Here is a 22,905-nt window from a genome sequence, read left to right as displayed (position 1 = left end):
CGGAACGAATTCGTTTGACGAGGTACTATAAATGAAACTAAACAAGAAACTACTGGCCACGGGCGTACTGGCTGCAAGTGTGTTTGCAGGCCAGGCCTATGGTGCGGTTTCTGCCGAAGAAGCAGCCAAGCTGGGCAATTCTCTGACTCCGATCGGTGCGGAGAAGGCCGGCAACGGTGGCGCGATCCCGGCATGGGACGGTGGTCTGAGCACGCCGCCTGCCGCCTACAAGGGCGACGGTCGTTACGTGGACCCGTTTGCGGACGAGGAGCCCAAGTTCGTGATCGATCAGAGCAACGTGGATCAGTACGCGGACAACCTGTCTGCGGGCCAGATTGCGATGATCAAGCGTTACGACGATTACTTCATGCCGGTCTATGAGACCCATCGGACGGCCACCTATCCGAAAGAGATCAACGACCAGACCATTGAGAATGCGACTGAGGTCGAGCTGATCAAAAATGGTAACGGTCTGGGTAACTACACCGAAGCCACACCGTTCCCGATCCCCCAGAACGGGCTTGAGGCAATCTGGAACCACATCACTCGCTATCGTGGTGGTTCTGTCGCCCGGAACGTCGGTCAGGTGACCCCCACTGAGGGTGGTGACTTCTCGGTGGTCAAGTTCCAGGACGAGTTCACCTGGCGTACGGCGCTTCAGGATTTCGAGCCGGGCGAAGACCCGAACGTTCTGTTCTATTTCAAACAGGCGATTACCGGTCCGGCCCGTCTTGCGGGTAACGTCCTTCTGGTTCACGAAACCATCGACCAGGTTGCGGAGCCTCGTCGCGCGTGGGTCTACAACGCTGGCCAGCGTCGAGTTCGTCGGGCACCTCAGGTAGCCTACGATGGACCGGGTACCGCAGCTGACGGCATGCGTACTTCCGATAACTTCGACATGTACAACGGTGCGCCGGATCGATACAACTGGGAACTGGTTGGCAAGAAGGAGATGTACATTCCCTACAACTCCTACCAGCTGGTTGACCCGAGCCTGAGCTATGACCAGATCATCAAGGCCGGTCACATCAACCAGGATCTGACGCGCTATGAGCTGCACCGCGTATGGCACGTTCGTGCGACGCTGAAAGAAGGCGAGCGTCATATCTATGCCCAGCGGGACTTCTTTATCGATGAAGATACCTGGCAGGCATCCGTCATTGATCATTACGACGGACGCGGTGAGCTGTGGCGTGTGGCCGAAGCGCACGCCATGCAGTTCTACGATCAGGACGTGCCCTGGTATGCCATCGAAGTGCTGTACGACCTTCTGTCCGGTCGTTACCTGGCGCTTGGCTTGACCAACGAAGAAGAGAATCCGTACGAGTTTGGTGCTGAGCGCCAGTCTCGGGATTACACGCCGGCGGCTCTCCGTCGCGCGGGTACGCGTTAAGCGTCAAAAATGTGTTGAAACGGCGGGCCCAGAGCCCGCCGTTTTTGTTTGTGCCCGGAATGACCCTGCGATAACCGGGTAAATGCTAGAAAACCGCCACCGGTAAAATCGTTTTACGTCAAAATTTTGCAGGCCGCCCCTCAATTGGTTTAACCTTCCTCTCATACTAAAGGCGTACCCGATGCCGGACGCTACTCAAAAGTTAGTGCAGTAAACCATTTGTCGGTTTCAGGAGGTTTAATCCTCTGGCCGATGTTCAAACGGGGCAGTGCGTGAAACCATTCAATGATGGCTGTGCAGCCAATGATGAGTTCCAGTCAGCGAACAGTGGTCTTCAGCGAGGCGAGCTGGTCAGGGACTTGCTCAGGCAGCGGTTACAGGTACCCGTCGTGCCAGAGGGAGCACTGCAACGGCCGGCGTTGAATCGGATCATTGTCGACGCGTTGGTTCCACGGGGGGCGCTGTTCGTTGAGGCCCCGTGTGGGTTCGGTAAGTCTCACGCCGTGAGCGCCGGACTGGTATCTGCAGGCCTTGAACCGGATAATTTTCGCTGGGTTGCCCTGAACAGTCAGGACAATTCCCCTTCTCGGTTTTTGACCCTCGTCTCAATCGCTCTCGATCTACCAGAGACGTCCGAGAGCAGCCTTCAGGGTGGCGGGACCTATTCCGATGCCCTCGCCATGATGTTGGTCGCCTTCGAACGTCAGCCAGCGTCTCGCTTCAAGGCGCTCGTTCTGGATAATGTGCAGAATCTGGGGAACCCCGCTGTGGTTGCGTTGCTCCAGCAGCTGGTAACCGATTTGCCCCAGAACCTGTCGATCATACTGATCTCTCGCCGGGCGTTGCCGTTCGAGACCCATGGCCTCGAGCTGGAAAATCGCCTGATTCGGCTGGGCGCCGATGCCCTCGAATTCAGTCGCTCGGAGACGTTTGAGTTTTTTGCTCCGTTGTTGGATTCCAATCAGCTCTCCAGCATTGCCATTGATAATCTCTACGACATGACCGAAGGGTGGCCCACACCGCTCGCGCTTTATCGTCGGGAGATCGCTCGTAATGCTGACTTGAAGCCGGTTCAGGAGACCAGCAGCATCGAACGGTTCCTGAAAGAATCGGTGCTTGGCAATCTGACCTCCGCCCAGCGTCGGTCACTCAGAATAATGGCCGAGTTGGAGCTGTGTTCCGATGAGCTCTTCCTCGCCCTCGCGCCTGCCATGCCGGAAGTCGGCTTTGTGCCGTCTCAGGCCATGGAGCATGGCTTGCCGCTGAAAGTCATGTCTGGTCGCGGTCGCTGGTGCCGTTTCAATCCGCTGTTGCAGGAGTGGCTCAAAGCCCCGGTCCTTGCGGGTTATTCCGATCGCATGGGCTACGCCAGCCGATGGTTTGGCGAGCGCGGGCAGTTTCCGGAAGCGTTGAAGTACGCGCTGCTGAGCGGCGAATCTGATGAGGTGGTTCGCATCGCGTCTGAGGGGTCGGAGGCGTTGTTACTGGGGCAGGACACCGCCTCTCTGCTCCGGCTGCGCAAGAGCCTGCCAAGTCAGCTTTTGGACCGGAGTGCCCGGCTGCGCATTGTATATAGCTGGGTCCACGCCATCGGGGGGCAATTTCGGCAGGCCAGGGCCCTGATTGACGGGTTGGGAAATCCTGGGCTGAAAGAACACGCTTCCCGGATCTGTGCGCTCAGGGCCTTTATCCTGAGAGGAGAGGGCAGTGTTGGTGCGGCTCTCGACATGGCCAACCAGGCGCTGTCGGCCGGAGATCTCTCCACTCAGGGCCAACTGGTCACCCAGATGGTCCGATCCAGCGCGTTATGCGCCTCCGGCCAGTTCCAGGAAGCGAGGGATGCCAATCGCGCTGCAGCGAGGCTGGCCCGCGAAGCTGGTGACTCGGGTTCAGAGGCGCTGGCGGTCTATGCGCATGCCCGAATAGAGCTTGGAAAGGGCTCCCTGAGGTACGCCGAACAATTGTTGCGGACCGGTCTGGATACGGCGATGCACGAACTGGCCAGGCCGGCCCGCATTGGTGAAACCCGGCTGCAGTTAAATCTCGTGTTGGTGCTCTGGCACCAGGGACGATACAAGGAAGCCGATCGGCTGCTGGTGACCTGTGGTCGGCATGCGGAGCAGACGCGTGACCTGGGGCTGCTGCTGGCCATGGCCATCCGTGTCCTGATGTGCCGCGCCGACGGCCGTCTTGATGACGCGTTTGTCTGGATTGGCAGGGCAGAGCGCACCATGCATGCCTGGCAGGTTGATGAGTCGCTGTTCGTTCCTGTTCTGGAGGCGCTCAAGGCAAGTTGTTGGCTGGCATTGAATCAGGTGGACAGTGCGGCGCAGGCGGTCGCCAAGCTGGAGCCCTATCGCAACGCCGGGTGTGTGCCCGAGCTGTTCCCCATGATGCCGGGGCTGTTGGATTGCATGCAGGTTCGGTTGGATCTGGCTCGGGGCGATTTTGTACGGGCCCGGAAAACCCTCCAGGGCATTCGCAATCGCTATGAAGACGCGATCCCGTGGGGCGTTGAACTGCACATCCGTCTGCTGGAGGCCGTCCTGGCGCAAGAAGAGAAAGGCGCCACGGTGGCCCAGAAGATTCTGGCGACTGTGGTCGCGGAAGCCTCCCGTGAACATTTCATCAGCCCATTTGCCGAGCTGCGGAATGAACTCCAGGAACTTGTTCAGAAGGGGTTCGGTCAATTCCCTGATGGGCCCTTCAAAGAGGCGTTGGGTCGTCTTTACCAGGTGAAGGATGAGGTGGAAGCCCCAGATGCGCTGGCGGAGCCCATCAGCGATCGTGAGCAGGGAGTTCTGGAACTGATTGCCAAGGGGCTTTCAAACCAGGAAATCGCCGATAAGCTGCACATCTCCCTTCACACTGTGAAAACCCACGCGCGGCGAATCAATGCCAAGCTGGAAGTGAAGTCCCGCACCCAGGCCATTGTCCGGGCCAGAGAGCTCGGCCTGCTCTGATCAGTCTCTTTTCTAGGCGCTCTGCAGTGCCTGGATCCGCCGATCCTTCTCCGACCAGACGTCGCTGACCCAGCGCTGGAAAGCCACACGTGTTTCCCGGTCGTTCTCGTAATCCATGCCCAGAAAGTGGTCAGGAATTTCCCGCAGGCGCACGTCAATCACGATTCGCCGGATCCGGCCACACAGGTAATCCCAGAAGCCAGCCTTGCCGTCAGGATAGACAATGGTGACATCGAGCATCGTATGAATCATTTCACCCATCGCCTGCAGGACAAAGGCGGTCCCACCAGCCCTCGGTTTCAGGAGGTGTTGGTAGGGTGAATTCTGACTTTGATGCTTGGCGGGTGTAAATCGGGTGCCTTCCATGAAGTTGAAAATGGTGACTGGAGTGAAGCGAAACTTCTCGCAGGCCGCCTGGGTTGCAGCCACGTCTTTGCCCTTGAGTTCCGGGCGCCGGGCAATCTGTTCTTTGGTGTGCCGATGCATGAACGGAAAATCCAATGCCCACCAGGCAACGCCGAGGAAAGGCACCCAGATCAGTTCTTTTTTGAGGAAGAACTTGAGCAGAGGAATGCGGCTGTTCAGGACGTACTGAATGGCAGGGATGTCCGCCCAGGTCTGATGATTGCACGTGACGAAGTACCACTGGCTCTGTTCGAGGTTGTCGATGCCCCTGACATCCCAGTCCACCTTATGCAGCAGGTCCATCAGTACGTTGTTAAAGCCAATCCAGAGCCATGCAATTCGGTTGAGGATAACGGTGCAGGCCTTTCGGACCGCCGCAATGGGGAAAATCAGCTTACTGATGGCAAACACCAGGAGGACAGGAAAAAGGACAAGCGTGTTGCAAAGGATAAGGATGGCCGCCAGGGTTCCCTTTAGCGGAGCGGGCAAAAAATCGAGCATGCCGGAATGTCTCTGGAAGTTGAACAATAGGTCTTGAGATCAGCCTTCGTTGGCGCCTTTATCCTGCGCCCTCTGGCCGGGTAGCAGTTCGGTTTCGGGGTTCGCGGATGCAAGCTGCTGGAGGCGTCCCGGGGTCAGATCCCGGATCACGTCCCGGAAATCGTTGTCGTAGAAGGACAGGTTGTTGTAGTGAATCATGGCCCGGATCTCCTCGACATAGTCCGCCCCTCGTTCGGAGTACCCGAGAAGGCCCTGCGCCATCTCAACGCCCGAAAGCGGATCGTTTGCGCGGCGGTCTTTAAGCCGAATATCCCGAAGCGACTGATAGGTAGCATGACGATTCAGGTTCTGGATGTAGGCTCGAACGGACCGATAAGGTGAGGAAAATTTGGCGACCTCATGGTTGGCGCCCTCGACCCGGCCACGAGGAACGAGACCGCAGCCTTTCGAGAAACACCATTGCCCGAACAGGTTGTTGCCCTTGGTCGCAAACCGCGAGGTTCCCCAGGCCGATTCATTTGCGGCCTGGGCAAGGATCAGTGAGGGTGGGATAACGTCAAGCCGCTTTCGGAGAAGGGCAAACTGTTCATCGCTTCCCGGATCGGCCTCAACCCGCAAGCGCTCGGCTTGGGCGGTTAACCATTGCTGTTCGTCTTCGGACAGGTTGGATTTACTGGCAAGGCTGTCCAGGTAGTCAAGTTCAATCAGAATCCGGGAGTTCGCCAGCACGATACGTGGGTACAGGAATGAGAAAAAAGCGGCCTTCTTCTCCGTGGTATCCTGAATCCCGGCAAAATCCGGCAGCTCATCGTGGGCCCAGTTGGGCAACGACGGCAGGGATGCAAGCGGCAGTTCGGAACCGTAGCGGCTGGTGTCCATGCCTGATTGCGGCACATAAAAGCCGCCGCCAATGGCAAAGGCGATAAGTGGAAGAACCAGTAGCAGGGCCCGTTTGCCTGAAGACATAAAACCTCTCGTCAGAATCGATATGGTAGCGATTATAACAGGTTATACGGGCGAGTCTGCGTGTTGGCTCAGGGCCCATGAGGCCCTTGTTCAGGGGATCCGGGTTGCCATCACCAGGCCGATTTGCTCCTCGCCGCCGACGGTGTCTCTGAGGCGCAGGTAGAACTGATCCTGGTCCTCGGTGAAAAAGCCTTCCAGCGTCAGGATCGCGCTCGGACCAACAAACTTGGCTTGCCCATTACCGGCTGATGTGTCGTACGTGAGTGCAATGGGACTGCCCTCGCGAAGCTCCGGTGGGGTTACAGTTTCAACGCTCACCGTGTGAACGACGTCCAGAGTACGAGGGGTCAAAGTGGCGGTGCTAGGGCCGGTTAGAGTGAGTAACGCATTCTCAAGGTGCGAGAGGTGATTGGTATCCGAAGTCATGCCGAGGCGAACGCCCTGAAGGCGGTAGCTGCCACTGGTCGGTGCCGCCGTTGAAGTCTGGGCGGCGGCGATGAGGAGGCCATCCCCAAAGCCGCTGTCGTCCAGGTTAAAGGCGAGCAGGCTTCCATCAGGGGTGCTGGCTCCGATTCCGAGGTCGGGTTGTTGGAAGTCACCGGAGGCGGTCGAAACATCCAGGTTCAGGCGCCCGATGTTGGCATCGCCGTCGCTGAGCCGTGATGTCCGGTTGCTAATGGTCCAGGATTCAAGCCGGGTGCCGGTGTTGTCCGTGGTAACGGTTCCGGTATTGTCTCGGCTAACCGTGGTAACGCGCTGGCTCTGAGTGATGGTGCTGCCACTGATCTGCCAGGTGCCGAAACCTGTTTCGAAAGTAACCGGCGTGTTGGTGTCACCGAACTGAGTGGCAAGGTAAAGCACGTTGTAGTCCCGGCCGTCGAGACTATCGAGACTGAATCCGCGCTCACGCAGGAGATCGAGCTCCAGGACAGACAGGTAGTGATTTTCCAGAGTTTCCTTGCGTTTGAGTTCCTCGCCGGATACCTCCAGTTCAATCGCCTTGCCCGCGCTGAAGTAGCCGCTGACCACCCGGTCGGGGCCGGTTGTGTCAGACACGGGTTTACTGGTGTAGGCGTCAAGATAATACGGGTTTCGAGTCCAGCCGATGATGCGCGAACTGCCCCGACCGGTGATGCTTTGATACAGCGCTCGACCGGCCAGCAGGCGGGTATCCGCGACCAGCGTGGCCGCGCCGGGGGAAGAGGCATGGGTATTCAGCTTCCACAGATCCGAGCCCCGGACAAAGAAGTTGTTGCCAGCCTGATGAATCAGCGCTTCCCGGGCATAGGGGATGTCACTGGCCAATGAGGTCACGCGGATGTTGAAGGCGTCGAAGCTGGTCAGCGTTAGTGCCGGGTAGACGTACCCCTCGCCGAACTGGTCTTCCAGTCGCTCTTCCTGAGCAGTCCGGGCACCCCATTGTCCGGAGTTGGTCAGCGAAGGTTCAAGGTAGGTTTGTCCCAGCTCGACCCCGAAAAACACGGAGTTATAGTCCGCGGAACTGGCGCTGATCTTCCCCGAAGAGCTTTCGTCCAGAAGGGCATAATCCGCCATGGCCGCGACATATCGGGCGAAATCGCCCCGGTCAGAAAGCAGGTCCAGTGCTGAAGCCAGGCTGGCCGTGGATGGAATATCAATCTCGAAGTCGTGGACCTGGTCGGCCAGGGTGGACCAGACATATTTGTTCAGGCAAAGCTCGCCGCTGGCATCGGCGACGCAATCCAGAATGCCCTGAAACTGGCCCGGGGTGTAACCCGGTAGGGTATTGCGTACCAGGTATTCGGAGAAGGGATTTATTTTGACATCGCGGTCGGCATCAGCGGCCAGCGCGCGCAGCCTGACATTGCCGTAACTGGCATCAATGAGTACATCCGGGCCCAGGGGCAGGCCGTTGTCAAAAGCGATGATGGTGAACCCATTGTCATCGGTGCGCGTCGATACCGGAACCGAGCCCAGGTTCTGTAGCGCCGTGTTGGTTGTGTAGACGCTGACCCGGTCGGGCTGCACGATTCTCAGGTTCCGACGGGTCAGTTCTGCGTCCGGAGCTACGCCGCCGGGCACCTCCATGGTGATCCGCACTTCGTTCGCTTCAAGCCCCGCCGTATTGGTGGAATCGCCGGTACTGCCCGGGCTGAAGCTGTCCACGGGGTTGTTGCCATTGGCGAAATCGTTGGGGTCGTTCTGCGCACCGGTAATGGCGTCATCTCCCCCGCCACATCCGCCGAGGAGCAAAAGAACGGTTGGAAGAATCAAACCGGAGGTTAATCGCATGCCATGCTGTCCGTGCAAAGAATTCAGAACGACAGTCTAGCAGCGGGCAGAATAGGAAAGCGTGAGGAAAGGCACGAAAAAAAGGTGCCCGGAGGCACCTTTGAGTAACGGTTCTGGTTATCGCAGGAAAATCAGAAGTAGATCTTCATGCCTGCCATAACACCGTCATCAAGATCCACATCGCCCCGGAATGGGCGATCCAGATCGGTATTCAGGTAGCGATAGCCGGCAAAGACTTCGGCGTTCCGGATCACGCGGTAGCTGCCGCGCAGTTCCAGGTTGGTCAGATCGTCTGAGTCGCCGAACGACAGGATGCTGGGCGCGTAGTGCAGGCTTCCTGTAAAGGACAGCCCCGGAACCCGCGGGACGTTAACTGTGGCGTAGCCGCCGAGTGCAATGGCGCCGCCGTCAACCGGGTCTGCGTCCCAGGCATAACCACGCATGCCCAGACCCGCCGTGGTGGGCAGGTTGCCGATCGCCGTGCGACCCTGCGCGTGGAAATCGAGGTTAAGGATGTCGAGGCCACCCTCACGATAGGTGTAACCCGCGCCCATCTGGAGGTCGTCGTTGTTGCCCAGGAAGTTCACCTGGCCCTTTACAGAATCATCGGTGAGGCTGAGGTCCACATCGCCGGCGAAGACCGGAGCGGCAGCCAGTGACAGAACCATCACGGAAATACGGGACACTTTCATGCATGCACCTTTCGTAAGTGATTAAAATAGTTGGCGTATGTTAACGGGCATGCCTCAGGGGCTCAACTTAAAAGGCGGTAAGCCCCCATTAATCTGCCCCTGTGGGAGGTTCAATGACGGGTATCGTCGCCACCCTGATCCAGATCGTCAGGCGACACGTTTTCGGCAGGCACCCGGTACTCTTCATTGGCCCAGGCGCCAAGATCAATGAGTTTGCATCGCTCGGAGCAGAATGGGCGATAGGGATTGGCATCCGTCCATTCCACGGATTTTTTGCAGGTGGGGCATTCGACGTTCATGGTTGCCTTTCGTACGGGTAAAACGGATCCTCTTGCCCGCGAGTTCTTCAGGAAGCTGCGGACGCTTTACAGTATTGTTCCAGTACTGCCCGTAGCATTTCAATATTGACAGGCTTGGCAACGAATGAATCCATGCCGGCGCGCCGGCATTTTTCTTCATCTTCTTCCATGGCACTGGCCGTCAGGGCGACCACTGGCACCCGAGGGCGACTGTTTGAACTTTCCCACTCCCGCAGACGCCGGGTGGCTTCAAAACCATCGACCCGGGGCATGATGCAATCCATGAAAATCAGGTCAAATGGGTGCCATTGCCAGAGACTTGCGGCCGCTTCTCCGTCATTGGCCGTCATCACGTCACAACCGAGCTTCTCAAGCAGACGGCGGGTGAGCGTGCGGTTAACGGGGTTGTCCTCGACCAGCAGAACCTTCATGCGACCGCAGGGCAGTTCCCGTCGGCGAGAGGAGTCGCTGACCGCCTGAAGAGAGAAGCGGGTCAGGAAACGTCTTTTCTGTTTGGCCGCATCCGCAAACAGCTGGTTGAGAATCGGTGTCAGGCACGACTCTCGCAGGGATTTGCTGAGAAAGGCATCAGCGCCTGCCTGGCGGAAATGCTCAGCGTCGCCCCGTTGGGGATTGGAGGACAGGATTAGCAAACGCATGTCGCTCCAAAGAGGGTTGCCACGTATCTGGCGACAGAGCAGGTCGCTGTCCATGTCCGGGACAAAACCATCGAGCACAATCGCATCGAACGGTTGCTGGCTGTCAAAGGCCTGACGAAGCGACGTCAGGGCCTCACCGGCGGATTTGACCGCTTCGATGTGGACTTCATGACGGGACAGCATCTCGAGGGTGATTTTCCGGGACAGCTCGTAGGAGTCCACCACAAGGATGCGCCGGTTCTTGACCATGCGGGTATCGGGGCGCACCCGGGCGGAGCTTTCCGGGGCCACAGGCAGTGTGATTTCGATCCAGAAGGTCGAGCCTTCGCCCGGTCGGCTTTCGAGATCCAGCGAGCCGTCCATCAGGTTGACCAGTTGTCGGCAAATGGTCAGTCCCAGGCCGGCACCCGGAAGTTGGCGTTGAAACCGTTGGCCAAGCTGCACATAGGGTTCGTACACCAGTGGAATATCTTCTGGATTGATGCCCACGCCGGTGTCTTCGACCGCCAACCGCAGGCGGGCCTGATCATCCCGTCGGCCAAGGACCTCGATGCTGATCAGCACATGGCCTGAATCGGTGAACTTGATGGCGTTGGAGGTCAGGTTGAGCAGAATCTGGCGAATTCGCACAGGATCGCCTTTCAGCGCCCATGGCAGGTCTTCGTCGATGCGCAGTTCCAGGGCCAGGCCCTTTTCCCGCGCACGGGAGCCGAGCATGTGGACGAGATCGTTCAGGGTTTCCCGAAGGTCGAACGGGATATCATCCAGCACCAGTTTGCCCGCTTCCATGCTGGAGATATCAAGCAGGTCATTGATGATGGCTGACAGGCCTTCGGAGGCACTCAGCAGGGTGTGAACGTACTCTCTCTGGTCCTGGTCCAGTGGCGTATCGGTGAGCAGGTTTGCGTAACCCAGAACGGACTGAAGAGGAATTCGCAGTTCGTGGCTGACGTTGGCGAGAAACTGGTTTTTGGCGTGGTTCGCCCTGATTGCTTCGTCCCGTTCGCCCTGGGACTGGATCGTGGTCTGGCGCAGGGAGCGTGTATCCTCAAGGATCTGCAGACGCATCTTGTTCAGCGCCTGCTCGAGTTCCGTCAGCTCATCCGGAGTTTTGGGGGCTTTGCGCTTGAGCTTCAGTGGATCGACGAGCGCATCCAGATTGAGCCTTGCGGCGTAATCGGCCATGGTTTCCAAATGCCGGGACAGGGTCATCCGCACGATAACGAGCAAGCCCAGCGTGCCGAGCATGACCACGATGGACTGGAACAACAGATTGAGAAGCGCCCGATCTCTCAGGTCATGATAAATGCTTTCAACGGAGGAGGTCAGGGTAAGGGTGCCAACTTCCTCCGGGCTTCGGAAGCTCGACCGGTCGAAGACCAGGGGAAAGGACTGGGAAATGACGCGGCCTTCCGGCAACGTGCCGGTGGTAAACTCATCGCCGGTTGACGTGAGGACGTGCGCATGAGCAATAGCCGTGACGGCTTTCATGTCGTCGAGGCTGTTGGCTACTTCGCTGTAGTTCATCAGCCAGATATTGTTGCTCATACTGCCTGAAATGAGCTCGGCAGCCTTGGCCTGGGTGGCCTCAAGATCTTCCTTGCGGCGCTCGAATTCGCCGATCATCTGTACGCCAGTAGCGACAAGCGAGAACACGAGGCTGAACAGTAGCACGTACACCAGCAGTCGGGCTGCCAGCGGCCGAATTCCCATGCGTTTTAAAAACCGGTTTGAAGGCAATGCACGAGTTCCCTGTGTCGACTACTTAATCACCAATCGGAGTTTAACAGACAGTCAGTACTTCGACACGTTCCTCTGAATTTTGCCTTGCAAAGCGGAAGCGTACATTTAGATCGTAAAGATGAGCGCCGTAGATCCGGTCTTCTTCCCGGCCTCGCCGAAACGACGGCCTCGGGTCGTAACTGACCACGTCCTCAATCAGAAGGCGAAGGTCCGGGTAGGCCTCCGGGTTAAGCGTTTCGAGCTGTAGCTCGGCCTCGGGCAGGAACGTCACCGGCAATCGGTCGGTGGGTGGTGCGTCGGCCCAACCCAGGGAAGCGTCCGGCACGGAGTCCGCGAAGGGTAGATAGGGCTTGATGTCGAGAATGGGCGTGCCTTCGATCAGATCGTGATCGCTGATGCGCAGGATCAGTCGACCGTCCTTGCGAACCAGTCCCCGGTTCCGGACCACCGATAGCCCAAGGCTGTTGGGCCGGAACGGTGAACGGCTGGCGAAAACGCCCATTTTTTTGTTGCCACCCAGCCGGGGTGGACGTACCACCGGTCGCCATTCTGCTCGAACCGCTTCATGAAACTGAAAGGTCAGCCACAGGTGGCTGGCGGACTCCAGACCCCGGAACGCATCCTCCCGGTCGAACGGCGCCTCTATCACGAGTTCGGCGTGCGCGTACCGGGTCAGGCCCGGTTGGCGGGGCACACCGAATTTGTCCTGAAAGCAGGAGCGAGTGTAGGCAATCGGTGTTAGCGTCAGCGCTTCGGAGGCTGGTCGGGACGGATGTCGGGGCATGGTTAATCTAAATAGGGTCGCTGAAGGCTGCCGGAAAAGAACAATTCTACCCGGAAAACCACCGAAGCCCGATCCTTGAAGCTGTCTTCCCGGGGGAAGTCGAGTGCGGGTATCACTTCTGCGTAGACCCAGTCACTGTGAAGGCGATAACGCCAGGTCACGTCCGCGAAATACGAGGTGGTCCGCCACGTTGGCTTGCTTTCGCCCAGAATGCCCAGTCGCGGTGTGAGCGTGGATCGGTTGTTCAGTCGTTTGTCGACACTGAAAATCTGGGCCGCGACAAATTTCTTTTCATCGTGAATCCATTCCAGTTCCGATGAGGAGATGAAGTACCAGCCTTTGCCAACCTGCCGACCGGCGGTCAGCCAGGTGCGCTCACCCCAGCCATCGTTGTGGTAGTAATAAAACCGTTGCTGCGCTCTCAGGATCCAGTCTTCATCAAGGCGCCAGTTCTTTTGCGCCGTGGCCCGCCAGAAAGCGTCGGGAGGGAGCCGAAGCCGGACCCCGACGTCGTTCGAGAAATTGATGGCATCACCGATCTCGGTCAGATAGCGAAGTGCCCCGGTCGCTTCCGTGTCCGACCGTTCGTCCTGGGTTAGCTGCCGGTCGCGCTGTCGTTCTTCCAGGGGGATGAGCTCTTCGCTTTCACTCTCGATCACGAGGCGGAGTTTGCGGCGAGTCGTGGGAATATCCAGTCGAAACCGGGCTTCGGGTTCAAACTGGAACGGAGCGCCGTATTCGGATTCGGTCGCGAAGCCGATTCGAAGGTAACTGGCGTTGTTTGGTAACCCGTACTCCGAACCTGAGAGCGTGCGATCCGCCCATTGCCCGAATCTCGAGACCTTGGGATTCTGGGTTCTTCCCTGAAGGAGTACCCAGTTGCTGAAATCTAGCCAGTAGGAGTCGCGCGGTTCGGCCCAGTAATCCTCCGGAGAAAAGTCATAAAAGGATAGTGGCAGGGTTTCGGGTGACAAGATATCGGGCACCGACCGTTCCTGCACCTCGAACACCGGTTCGGCTGCCTGGGCATGGGTCAGGGTGAGACACAGGGTTGCGGCTGCAAGGCCAGTCAGCCGCGCGAGAAAAGATTGGTCAGACAAGATCCACCAAAATCCTTTTGTGCAAGTCACGGACCTGACGCTCCACGTCATCGATCGGGCGGTTATTGTCAATTATAGCGTCGGCCTTTGCCAGACGCTGTTCTCTTGGCATCTGCGCGGCAATGATTCGCTCCACCTGCTCCCGGGAGTTGGTATCACGGGCCATGGTGCGTTCGATCTGCACGTCGACGGGCACATCGACGACGACGGCACGATCCACCAACTGGTGTTGATCGGTCTCAAATAGCAAGGGAGATACCAGGAGGACGTAAGCCTGGGTGTCATTGTCCGGTTTTAACTGCCGAATCAGTTCCTCTCGGATAATCGGATGCAGCAATGCCTCAAGCCACGCCCGTTCCTCTGGGGCGTCGAAGACGATGGTCCGGAGGCGGGCGCGGTCCAGAGCCCCGTCGCCGGTCAGGATTTCTGCCCCGAAATGCTCGGCAATGGCCTTGAGCGCGGGTGTGCCCGGCTCAACGACGTCGCGGGCAACGTCGTCTGCATCCACCCAGTGAATCCCCAGATCGCCAAACATTCTGACGACGGTTGATTTCCCGGAACCGATTCCGCCGGTAAGTCCCACAATCGCCATCAATCAAACACCCAGAAAACCAAACCAGAAGCGCTGGATGTCAGCGCCAAACCACAGGCAAAGCAGGCCTGCTGCGGCCAGATAAGGTCCAAACGGAATGGGGACTTCCCGGCCGTGCTTCCTGAAGACCATCAGGCTGATGCCAACAACGGCACCAACGACGGACGAGAGAAGAATGACCGCCGGCAGCAATTGCCAGCCAAGCCACGCCCCGAGTGCGGCCAACAGCTTGAAGTCTCCATGGCCCATGCCCTCCTTGCCGGTCACCAGCTTGAACAGCCAGTAAACCGACCAAAGCGACAAATAGCCAGCCACGGCTCCCCAGAAGGCGCTGGTAAAGTCCGTCAGCACGCCAAAGTAGTTGAGAACAAGCCCCAGCCACATCAGCGGAAGGGTGATGTTGTCCGGCAGGAGCTGTGTGTCGAAATCGATGACCGTCAGTGCAACGAGCGACCAAGTAAGCAGCAGCGCCCAGAGCGCGGCTTCCGAAGGGCCAACAAACGCGATGGTTCCCACCGAAAGAAGGGCGGTTACCGCTTCAATGGTCGGATAGCGTGGCGAAATCCCCGTTTTGCAGGAAGAGCATTTGCCGCCCAGAAACAGATAGCTGATAACCGGGATATTCTCCCAGGCCCGAATGCTGTGTCCGCAGGAAGGGCAGGTGGATGCGGGCTTCGAGAGGGTAATGGCGGCTTCGTGCGTGCGCTGCTGCTCGGGTACTTCCAGGAACTCCTCGCACTGGCAGCGCCAGTCCTGGTGCATCATCTTCGGGAGGCGCAGGATGACGACGTTCAGGAAGCTGCCGATGCAGAGGGAAACGAGAATGACGGAGAGGTAGAATAGCCAGGGAGTGGCTAGAAATGTATCTACTGATGGCATGAGTAGTCCAGTAAAAACGAAAAAAAACCGGGCTAGAGTGCCAGCCCGGCTGCGTTCTTTTTATGTTTAGCCTACAACCTGACCCATCTGGAAGATGGGGAGGTACATGGCGACGATAAGGCCGCCAACGAGAACGCCCAGTACAGCCATGATCATCGGTTCCATAAGAGCCGTCAGGTTGTCGACCATGTCGTCGACCACTCCCTCATAATGTTCAGCGACTTTTGAGAGCATCTCGTCAAGGTTGCCGGACTCTTCGCCGATTGCAGTAAGCTGGACGGCCATCACAGGAAAGATGTCCTGTTGGCGCATTGAGGCCTGAAGCTGTGTACCACTGGAAACATCATTCTTTATTCGGTCGATTGCATCCCTGTATACAGCGTTTCCGGTTGCGCCGGCGACCGAATCCAAGGCGTCTACGAGAGGGACGCCCGCTGCAAAGGTCGTTGATAAAACTCGACCAAATTTGGCAACTGCAGATTTATCGAGGATTTCACCCATGATAGGGATTTTTAGCACATATTTATCCACGAGGTCAGAAAAGCGTTGTGAGCGGCGAATGGCCTCTTTGAAGAGAAAAATGGCGCCTACAATGCCTAGGAGCACCGGAAACCACCACTTTTGTAGCCATTCAGACAAATTGATTACCATTTGAGTGAAAACTGGTAGGTCTGCACCGAAGCCTTGGAAGAGGGCCTCAAACTGCGGCACGACCTTTACAAGCAGAATTGCAGTGACCACTATTGCAACTACGACAACTGCAGCAGGGTAAGTCATTGCTTTTTTGACTTTTTTCTTGAGCAACTCTGTTTTTTCAAGATAAGTCGCAATTCTCTCAAGCATTTGCTCGAGTGCCCCTGCTTTTTCGCCGGAATCAACCAAGTTACAGTAAAGATCGTCAAAGTATTTCGGATGCTTACGTAGTGCGCCCGCAAAGCTGGTTCCCGATGAGATGTCGTTTCGGACAGTCATTACCAGCTCTTGCAGGCCTTTGTTCTCGAGACCATCAGCAACAATGTCGAAGCTCTGAACCAGTGGCACCCCCGCTTTCATCATCGTAGCTAGCTGGCGAGTAAGCATAGCAATATCAAACGGGGTGATCTTTTTGCTGCCACTAAATAACGGCTTCGATTTCTTTTTAACCTTTTCTGGAATAATCCCCTGTTTGCGGAGTTGAGCTTTGACAAGTGCAAGGTTCGCTCCAGTAAGCTCACCCTTGGACTTATTGCCTTTTCGGTCTTTCCCTTCCCAAACGTATGATTCCAGTTTTTGTGCTTTCTCTGCCATGCTTAGTCCTTCGTCACGCGGTTAGCTTCTTCGAGACTGGTCACGCCCTGTATCACTTTTAAAAGTGCTGAATGGCGGAGATTTCGGAAGCCTTCTGCCTGAGCCTGTTTTGCGATTTGGATGGAGCTGGCTTCTTCCATAATCATGTTTGCCAGTTCGTCTGAAATCTTTACCACCTCGTAGATGCCGACGCGCCCTTTGTATCCACCATTGCATTTATCACAGCCCTTGGGCCGGTACAACGTGAAGCCTGTATCAATTTGTTCTTGTGTGAACCCTTCTGTTAAAAGCACATCGGATGGAATGTCCGCAGCCTGTTTGCAGGCATTGCATAGGCGGCGTCCGAGCCGTTGCGCGATGATCAGGCTAACCGAAGTCGCTATGTTGAATGCAGGAACGCCCATGTTCATCATGCGCGTGAGGGTTTCGGCTGCACTATTGGTATGCAGCGTGGACAATACGAGGTGGCCTGTCTGGGCTGCCTTAATTGCGATATTGGCTGTTTCAAGATCGCGAATCTCACCCACCATGATGACATCCGGATCTTGTCGCAAGAACGCTCTTAGTGCTTCAGCGAAACCCAGGCCAACTTTTACGTTTACGTTAACTTGGTTGATCCCCTCGAGATTAATTTCTGCAGGATCTTCGGCGGTGGAAATGTTTCGCTCGGTGGTGTTTAGGATGTTCAGGCCGGTGTATAGGGAGACTGTCTTGCCGGACCCTGTCGGTCCTGTCACAAGGATCATGCCTTGGGGTTGTTCTAAGGCTTCGAGATAGAGTTGCTTTTGATCTTCCTCGTATCCAAGTACGTCAATGCCAAGTTTGGCTTGGCTTGGGTCCAGGATTCGAAGAACAATTTTCTCGCCCCACAGGGTTGGCAGAGTGTTAACTCGAAAATCGATGGCTTTCGTCTTCGAAAGCTTCATCTTTATCCGGCCGTCTTGCGGTACTCTGCGTTCCGATATATCCAGTTGCGACATTATCTTCACTCGAGCCGAGATTTTTGGGGCGAGCTTTATTGATGGACGAGAGACCTCTTTCAAAATGCCGTCAGTTCTGTATCGCACTCGGTATGCTTTTTCGTATGGTTCAAAATGGATGTCGGACGCACCTCCCCGAATCGCGTCTAGTAACATCTTGTTGACATACTTGACGATCGGAGCATCGTCAACATCGCCTGCGCTTACCGCACCCTCATCCTCTTCCTGCTCCCCACCTTCAGTCTCCACGCCCTCGAGATCTGCGTCGTCAAGATCACCCATGGAGGTGTCCTGGGACTCGAGATATTTATCGATGGATGCGCGCAATTTTTCGTCGTCAACGAGAACGGCATCCGTACTCAGGCCGGTATTGAATTTGATCTCATCAAGAGCCTGGATATTGGTGGGGTCTGATACCGCAATGAATAGCCGGTTGCCTCTCTTATATATCGGTAGGGCGCTATGTTTGCGGATGAGTTTCTCGTCCACAATCTTTTCAGGCATCATTTCCGGTGCAAATGATTCCAGTTCGAGTACCGAAATCCCAAACTCCAGAGCGGCGGAGAAGGCCAGCTTTGAGCTGTCTGCCAGCCCGTTCTGAGAGAGGTAGGTGATCAACGGAATGCGGTTTTGTGATGCCTGAACGAAAGCGTCCTTTGCAGCGGCTTCATCAATCAGGCCGTCCTCTACAAATCTTCTCGCAAGCCCGGTCAGGGTGATTTTGCTGTTGTTTGTTGCCATGGGAGCTCAGTTTTGTGGCTGTAGATCTTTGGGGTGTGGAGGTCGTTACCTGAACGACTAAATAACACCGAGTTTATTGATAACAGCTCTCCAAGGAAAGTAAAAGGCGGTCTTTTGCCGGTTTGTTAGGGGTGCTGGCAATGCCAAGTGTTTTGCTGACGAAAGGTGACGCACTGTGTCACTTAGTGCTCAAAAATCTCCGCTAAGTCCAGAGCTATGGTCGAGGCTGTCAGGTTTCTGTCTTCCGTGGTGCCTGTATCCTGAAGGGATTTAACGATTTTTTTCACTTCGACAGATTGTTGGCACGATAAGCGCATAGAGTTAGCTCAGCCGAGAGTGACACTCTCGCTATAAAATTAAATAGAAGGAGTTCAATCATGAAGCAAGTCCAGCAAGGTTTCACGCTTATCGAACTGATGATTGTTGTAGCAATCATCGGAATCCTGGCCGCGGTCGCTATCCCGGCTTACCAAGATTACACCGCACGTGCACAGGCCTCTGAAGCTGTGAGCCTGCTGGGTGGCTTGAAAACTCCCGTGGTTGAATACTACCAGACGGTTGGTTCTTTCCCGGCTGTTAGCGATCTTGGTACCGTTGTTACCAGTGGTAAGTACGTTGCTAGCATTTCCCAGACCAGCACTACCTCATCCACTGCCGTTTACACCGCGACCTTCGCAGCAACCGGTGTTAATGCCAAGCTTCAATCTACAACTGTAAACCTGACCTATGACTCTGGCACGCAGAAGTTCACGTGTGCGCCGAATAGTGCTCCTTCATCTCTGATGCCCTCTGGCTGTAACTAAGATTCTTCAGTTATAGTTGAGTTCAAAGGTGGGGGCTTCGGCCCCCATTTTTCATGTGCTTAGGTGTGTTTGCGAGGTGAAGCTTGTGCGGAAGACGCAATTGAGAAAAGTTGGCGCAATTAACTTGTTTTTCTCGCTAACGATTTTGGTTTTGTTTTCGATCAGGCAGGTATTGGTTGCGTCGGACCTCGCCCTAAAAGAAACGGAGCTCGCCGGGCAGATTCTCAGTGACTTTCTTGGAAGTGTTGGAGCCGTTACAGATCTCTCGCTTTTTTTGGTGGCTCTCTTATTTCTGCACCTTATTCTTGCTGCGGCCGCCGCTTTTGTATCGGGCTTTTTCCTCGTCTTGACTCGGGTTGGTGCGTGGACAGCCAGCTCGCTCGGGTTTCTTCTCGTTTTGTTGTTGGTATTGGTTTGGGATGCAATCCTATACCCAAATTCCCTTGCGGGTTTTATGGCAAATACGCCCTTTGCTACGCCGCAAATTGCCGTAGGTTTATCATTTTTGGTTATTTTGCTGATGGCGCTGGGGTTTGCCCTTTCAGTCCGTCAGGCTCCCTTGCTTTGTTCAGTTCCCGGAATCGTGCTGGCTGGGGCCTTGTGGCTGTTGATTCCAGGGCAAGAAAGGGTTCTTCCCGAGGCAGAGCGGTCTCATCCGAACGTCGTCATTATTGGTATCGATGCGCTTCGCCCAGACCACCTGGGGGCGCGTTATGAAGGGTTCTCACTGACGCCCAATATCGACGGTTTCGTGAGCGACAGCGTTAATTATTCCAATGCCTTTACTCCTGTGGCCCGAACTTACAGCGCGTGGTTTGCATTGCTGTCTGGCCGCTATCCGACGAGTACGGGGGTTCGATTCAATTTGCAGCAGTTCAATGACGCCCAATTAGCCGATACCGATCTTCAGGCCCGGCTTAAAGATCAGGGCTACCATACTGTTTATGCAATGGACGAAAGAAGATTTAACAACATTGATGAGCGCTACGGATTTGATTCTGTGGTTGGCCCTAAAATTGGCGCCGCCGATTTTTTACTCTTCCATGCTGCCGAAATACCCTCAATTGCCTTCGTTGCTAACACCGATCTTGGTAAGAAGCTCTTCCCGTTCATTTATATGAACAGAGGCGTCCATTCGACCTACATGCCCGAGGTGTTTACACAGAACCTTCTGGATGAGGTTGCGCAGCACAGGGATAAGCCGCTATTTTTGGCAACTCACCTGACCTTGCCTCACTGGCCTTACCTGTATAGGGATCTGACCCCCGACGCGCGGATTCCTTATGATCCAGAACAACCCCAGCATTATTTGTATCAGCTTATGCTTCAGGAGGTGGATGATCAATTTCAAGATTTAATGGATGGACTTGAGCGCATCGGGGTCCTGGATAATGCGCTGGTGTTTGTGGTGTCGGACCACGGTGAGGGCTTCATGTTAGAGGATGACGCACTCGAGGCGGGTCTCGAATCCATAACATTTCCTACCAGTGGCCATGGGCACGGGACAAACGTACTGAGTGAAGAGCAGTTTAATGTTGTTATGGCAGTCCAGGATCGCAGAGATGGCTATCGGGCGCACAGTGACGATAGTCTGGTGTCTTTGCTGGACATCGCCCCGACCGTTTTGAAATGGCTGGATGAAGATGCAGACATTTCTACGTACTCGGGGAGCCCCCTTGCAGCGGTGGTTGAATGCGAGGGCTGTGAGTCGGCATCAGAAATTTTCATTGAGAGCAGCGTTGCAACCAATGCCATGTATCAAAGTCAGTTAGATGCAATGCAAGTGATGGCAGAGGGTATTGGTTTTTATACGGTTACTCCCGAGGGCTTAGCAATCACGAGGCCGGAATTCGGCGAGCTCCTGCGGTCCAAGCAGCGTGCCGTTGTCTCCGATGACTTCATCGTTGCCCATTTTCCAGGCCTGACAGAGGGCTTTTTGGTCGTGGAGCGTGGTAAAGGTACGTGGTGGCCCTCTTCTCAGTATGGTGGTGACAAACCCAGTGAAGCGGCCACCCTGATACGAAGGCTTTGTTCCTTTTACAGTGACGATCAAGGCTTTGATCAGCAAGGTCTATGCAAACCTTTTGATAGCGAGATCGCCGTTAATGAATAGTCCTGGATTCAGATCGGCCCTTTTGTTCGGTGTCTTTCCATTTCTTCTTCTTGTTTCGGGACTTTTCTCGCAGTTCTTTCTGGCCGTGTTTAGCTCTTATGCCTTGGGAGTGGTAGCAGCGAGTATTGAGCTGATTGCGGTCGCTTTTTGGTTGACTAACGGGCCAACATTTACGTTGATGAAATCCCGGGCTTTCCGGATAGGTGCGGGAATTTGGGTCGTCGTTGGCTTTTTATCTGCAGTTTTGGCTCAGTACAACGTGACGGCAGCTATTTTCGCTCAGCTCCAATGGTTGTTACATCTGCTGTTCGTGCTTGCACTCGTCGATCTCTTTCGGAAGACGGAAGAGGCTTTTTTGCCCATGCAGTGGGCTGTCATCGCAACCTCGTTGGCTGTGGTGGGATTCTACCTATCTCTGTGGTTTTCTCTCGAAAGCCCTGAGTCATTCGACTGGTTTGGTTCTCCGATTCCATTCCCTCATATAAGACATTTTGGGTACATAGCTGCTCTCGCCTGTTTGGTAGCTGGAGTGCACTATTATGAATCCGGCCTAAAACAAGTTGGCGGGGCCATCTCATTGGGAGTTGTAGTTGTGTTGTTTGCAGCTCTCGTTTGGGCAGGAGGTCGCGCATCCATTGGTGCCGTTCTGGTTGGCTGGGGTGTATTTGCGGTCTATTCATTGCGGGCCGGTATACCTTGGGCGCGAATTGGAATGCTGGCAGTTGCAATGTTTGCCGGTCTCCTTCTTTCGAATCTGTTTGCCGTTGATGATGAGAGAATGGGGTTGTCGATGGCTCATGGAAAAGAGGTTAGCGAGCTTTCGGTTAATCAGTTTACATCTGGGCGATTGGAAATCTGGAGACGAAGTATTGAAAACGTTATCGAGTATTCGATTCCGTTTGGCGTTGGGCCCAGTAACTTCAGGTACGCTCCAAGCTCTTTTTCCGGTACGGAGCAGGCACATTCTGTAATCTTCCAATCTATCAGTGATTGGGGGGTATTGGGAGGTAGTGTTTTTCTCGGGTTTCTCGTTTTCCTGGTTTGGTTGGTATTGAAAAGCCTGATTAAGAGGGGAGAAGCGGCAGGTGGATTCAAGCTTGGAGTTGCTATCGCTTCAGTGTCGGGTTACCTCTTTCTTGGTTTATTTGATGGTAATTTCTATTACAGTTGGAGTCTGCTACTTGTATTGCCTGCAGCGGCGTGGATGCTGAGTCGAGAACTTAAGTGCACGGAATCTCAGGCTGTGGAGGCTCCCGTAAGCGAACGCAGTCCGATGAAAGCTGCGGCCGGTGTATCCTTTGCTGTTTGCCTGCTAGCTACTCTCATTCTTGGGGTAAATGCGACTACCGTGTTTTCAAAGCCGGAGCCCGAAGTGCGCTCCTGGCAATCAGAGCTGGTTCTGACGTTTCCAGTGATTACCATGAATGTCGATCAATGGCTTAAACCTTGGTTGAAGGCGGATACTCAGCAAGGGCTGCGTTTGCTGGGATGGTTGAAGCGGTACCATCGTGAGGGATATAAATTTTACCTCGTCGAAGCTGAAATGCTTGATCAGATTGGGAAACCCACGCTGGCGAAGAAAACGGCACAGCAAGCCTATGACCTTGCCGGGCCCTATAATCACTCTCGGGTTACCGATATGCTCATGGATGGCGGGTTCGAAAAATGGATCCAGTCGCCCGGAGTAGTGAAATAAAACAATGCACAAGGCGCACTGTGACACAGGGCAGTGCG

17 protein-coding genes are annotated in these 22,905 nt (G+C 55.4%); 5 read left to right on the top strand and 12 right to left on the bottom strand.

The window, feature by feature from the left end:
• Nucleotides 1-31: 31 nt before the first annotated feature.
• Both KXD86_RS05115 and KXD86_RS05110 read left to right on the top strand, forming a co-directional pair.
• Nucleotides 32-1,393: a DUF1329 domain-containing protein gene (locus tag KXD86_RS05115; RefSeq protein WP_218634982.1), complete on the top strand. Its 1,362-nt coding sequence runs from the start codon at nucleotides 32-34 to the stop codon at nucleotides 1,391-1,393.
• A 272-nt stretch (nucleotides 1,394-1,665) separates the two neighbouring features.
• Complete coding sequence (locus KXD86_RS05110; RefSeq protein ID WP_218634981.1) at nucleotides 1,666-4,356, top strand: LuxR C-terminal-related transcriptional regulator; 2,691 nt, start codon at nucleotides 1,666-1,668, stop codon at nucleotides 4,354-4,356.
• A 12-nt stretch (nucleotides 4,357-4,368) separates the two neighbouring features.
• Here KXD86_RS05110 and yihG read toward each other — a convergent pair whose 3' ends face one another.
• The 12 genes from yihG to pilB all read right to left on the bottom strand — a co-directional run bounded on the left by yihG (nucleotide 4,369) and on the right by pilB (nucleotide 18,255).
• Nucleotides 4,369-5,262, bottom strand: a complete 894-nt coding sequence (gene yihG, locus KXD86_RS05105) for a 1-acylglycerol-3-phosphate O-acyltransferase, YihG family (RefSeq protein WP_218634980.1) — start codon at nucleotides 5,260-5,262, stop codon at nucleotides 4,369-4,371.
• A gap of 39 nt (nucleotides 5,263-5,301) precedes the next feature.
• A complete protein-coding gene (locus tag KXD86_RS05100) occupies nucleotides 5,302-6,228 on the bottom strand; it encodes a glucosaminidase domain-containing protein (protein WP_218634979.1) in 927 nt (308 codons plus the stop codon).
• 90 nt (nucleotides 6,229-6,318) lie between these two features.
• Nucleotides 6,319-8,499: a hypothetical protein gene (locus tag KXD86_RS05095; protein ID WP_218634978.1), complete on the bottom strand. Its 2,181-nt coding sequence runs from the start codon at nucleotides 8,497-8,499 to the stop codon at nucleotides 6,319-6,321.
• A 131-nt stretch (nucleotides 8,500-8,630) separates the two neighbouring features.
• Entirely contained in the window at nucleotides 8,631-9,191 is a 561-nt protein-coding gene (locus tag KXD86_RS05090; RefSeq protein WP_218634977.1) for a YfaZ family outer membrane protein, read from the bottom strand.
• Nucleotides 9,192-9,301: 110 nt separating this feature from the next.
• Nucleotides 9,302-9,490: a DNA gyrase inhibitor YacG gene (gene yacG / locus KXD86_RS05085; RefSeq protein ID WP_218634976.1), complete on the bottom strand. Its 189-nt coding sequence runs from the start codon at nucleotides 9,488-9,490 to the stop codon at nucleotides 9,302-9,304.
• Between the two features lie 47 nt (nucleotides 9,491-9,537).
• Complete coding sequence (locus KXD86_RS05080; RefSeq protein ID WP_218634975.1) at nucleotides 9,538-11,862, bottom strand: response regulator; 2,325 nt, start codon at nucleotides 11,860-11,862, stop codon at nucleotides 9,538-9,540.
• A 70-nt stretch (nucleotides 11,863-11,932) separates the two neighbouring features.
• The gene (gene tsaA / locus KXD86_RS05075; RefSeq protein WP_218634974.1) at nucleotides 11,933-12,676 is read right to left on the bottom strand and encodes a tRNA (N6-threonylcarbamoyladenosine(37)-N6)-methyltransferase TrmO; all 744 of its coding nucleotides are present in this window, start codon (nucleotides 12,674-12,676) and stop codon (nucleotides 11,933-11,935) included.
• A 2-nt stretch (nucleotides 12,677-12,678) separates the two neighbouring features.
• Nucleotides 12,679-13,776: a hypothetical protein gene (locus KXD86_RS05070; protein ID WP_218634973.1), complete on the bottom strand. Its 1,098-nt coding sequence runs from the start codon at nucleotides 13,774-13,776 to the stop codon at nucleotides 12,679-12,681.
• Nucleotides 13,769-14,368, bottom strand: a complete 600-nt coding sequence (gene coaE, locus KXD86_RS05065; RefSeq protein WP_218634972.1) for a dephospho-CoA kinase — start codon at nucleotides 14,366-14,368, stop codon at nucleotides 13,769-13,771. Before coaE ends, KXD86_RS05070 begins: the two co-directional genes overlap by 8 nt.
• Before the next feature lie 3 nt (nucleotides 14,369-14,371).
• Nucleotides 14,372-15,247 carry a prepilin peptidase gene (locus KXD86_RS05060; protein ID WP_218634971.1) on the bottom strand — a complete coding sequence of 292 codons (876 nt, stop codon included), beginning with the start codon at nucleotides 15,245-15,247 and terminating at the stop codon, nucleotides 14,372-14,374.
• 66 nt (nucleotides 15,248-15,313) lie between these two features.
• Entirely contained in the window at nucleotides 15,314-16,534 is a 1,221-nt protein-coding gene (locus KXD86_RS05055) for a type II secretion system F family protein (protein WP_218634970.1), read from the bottom strand.
• Nucleotides 16,535-16,536: 2 nt separating this feature from the next.
• Nucleotides 16,537-18,255: a type IV-A pilus assembly ATPase PilB gene (gene pilB, locus KXD86_RS05050; RefSeq protein WP_218634969.1), complete on the bottom strand. Its 1,719-nt coding sequence runs from the start codon at nucleotides 18,253-18,255 to the stop codon at nucleotides 16,537-16,539.
• A 377-nt stretch (nucleotides 18,256-18,632) separates the two neighbouring features.
• Here pilB and KXD86_RS05045 point away from each other — a divergent pair, with 377 nt between their 5' ends.
• From KXD86_RS05045 to KXD86_RS05035, 3 genes are all read left to right on the top strand, one after another.
• Nucleotides 18,633-19,058, top strand: a complete 426-nt coding sequence (locus tag KXD86_RS05045) for a pilin (RefSeq protein ID WP_218634968.1) — start codon at nucleotides 18,633-18,635, stop codon at nucleotides 19,056-19,058.
• An 85-nt stretch (nucleotides 19,059-19,143) separates the two neighbouring features.
• Complete coding sequence (locus KXD86_RS05040; RefSeq protein WP_218634967.1) at nucleotides 19,144-21,171, top strand: sulfatase-like hydrolase/transferase; 2,028 nt, start codon at nucleotides 19,144-19,146, stop codon at nucleotides 21,169-21,171.
• Nucleotides 21,116-22,867: an O-antigen ligase family protein gene (locus tag KXD86_RS05035; RefSeq protein WP_218634966.1), complete on the top strand. Its 1,752-nt coding sequence runs from the start codon at nucleotides 21,116-21,118 to the stop codon at nucleotides 22,865-22,867. Before KXD86_RS05040 ends, KXD86_RS05035 begins: the two co-directional genes overlap by 56 nt.
• Nucleotides 22,868-22,905: the final 38 nt, after the last annotated feature.

Source organism: Marinobacter arenosus, from assembly GCF_019264345.1.
GTDB lineage: Bacteria > Pseudomonadota > Gammaproteobacteria > Pseudomonadales > Oleiphilaceae > Marinobacter > Marinobacter arenosus.
This window is presented reverse-complemented; position numbering and strand designations above follow the sequence as displayed.

Excerpts from the sequence above, each read along its gene's own strand:
- KXD86_RS05115 (WP_218634982.1), top strand. The coding sequence starts at position 32 with ATGAAACTAAACAAGAAACTACTGGCCACGGGCGTACTGGCTGCAAGT.
- yihG (WP_218634980.1), bottom strand. The coding sequence starts at position 5,262 with ATGCTCGATTTTTTGCCCGCTCCGCTAAAGGGAACCCTGGCGGCCATC.
- KXD86_RS05100 (WP_218634979.1), bottom strand. The coding sequence starts at position 6,228 with ATGTCTTCAGGCAAACGGGCCCTGCTACTGGTTCTTCCACTTATCGCC.
- KXD86_RS05095 (WP_218634978.1), bottom strand. The coding sequence starts at position 8,499 with ATGCGATTAACCTCCGGTTTGATTCTTCCAACCGTTCTTTTGCTCCTC.
- KXD86_RS05090 (WP_218634977.1), bottom strand. The coding sequence starts at position 9,191 with ATGAAAGTGTCCCGTATTTCCGTGATGGTTCTGTCACTGGCTGCCGCT.
- yacG (WP_218634976.1), bottom strand. The coding sequence starts at position 9,490 with ATGAACGTCGAATGCCCCACCTGCAAAAAATCCGTGGAATGGACGGAT.
- KXD86_RS05080 (WP_218634975.1), bottom strand. The coding sequence starts at position 11,862 with ATGGGAATTCGGCCGCTGGCAGCCCGACTGCTGGTGTACGTGCTACTG.
- tsaA (WP_218634974.1), bottom strand. The coding sequence starts at position 12,676 with ATGCCCCGACATCCGTCCCGACCAGCCTCCGAAGCGCTGACGCTAACA.
- coaE (WP_218634972.1), bottom strand. The coding sequence starts at position 14,368 with ATGGCGATTGTGGGACTTACCGGCGGAATCGGTTCCGGGAAATCAACC.
- KXD86_RS05060 (WP_218634971.1), bottom strand. The coding sequence starts at position 15,247 with ATGCCATCAGTAGATACATTTCTAGCCACTCCCTGGCTATTCTACCTC.
- KXD86_RS05055 (WP_218634970.1), bottom strand. The coding sequence starts at position 16,534 with ATGGCAGAGAAAGCACAAAAACTGGAATCATACGTTTGGGAAGGGAAA.
- pilB (WP_218634969.1), bottom strand. The coding sequence starts at position 18,255 with ATGGCAACAAACAACAGCAAAATCACCCTGACCGGGCTTGCGAGAAGA.
- KXD86_RS05045 (WP_218634968.1), top strand. The coding sequence starts at position 18,633 with ATGAAGCAAGTCCAGCAAGGTTTCACGCTTATCGAACTGATGATTGTT.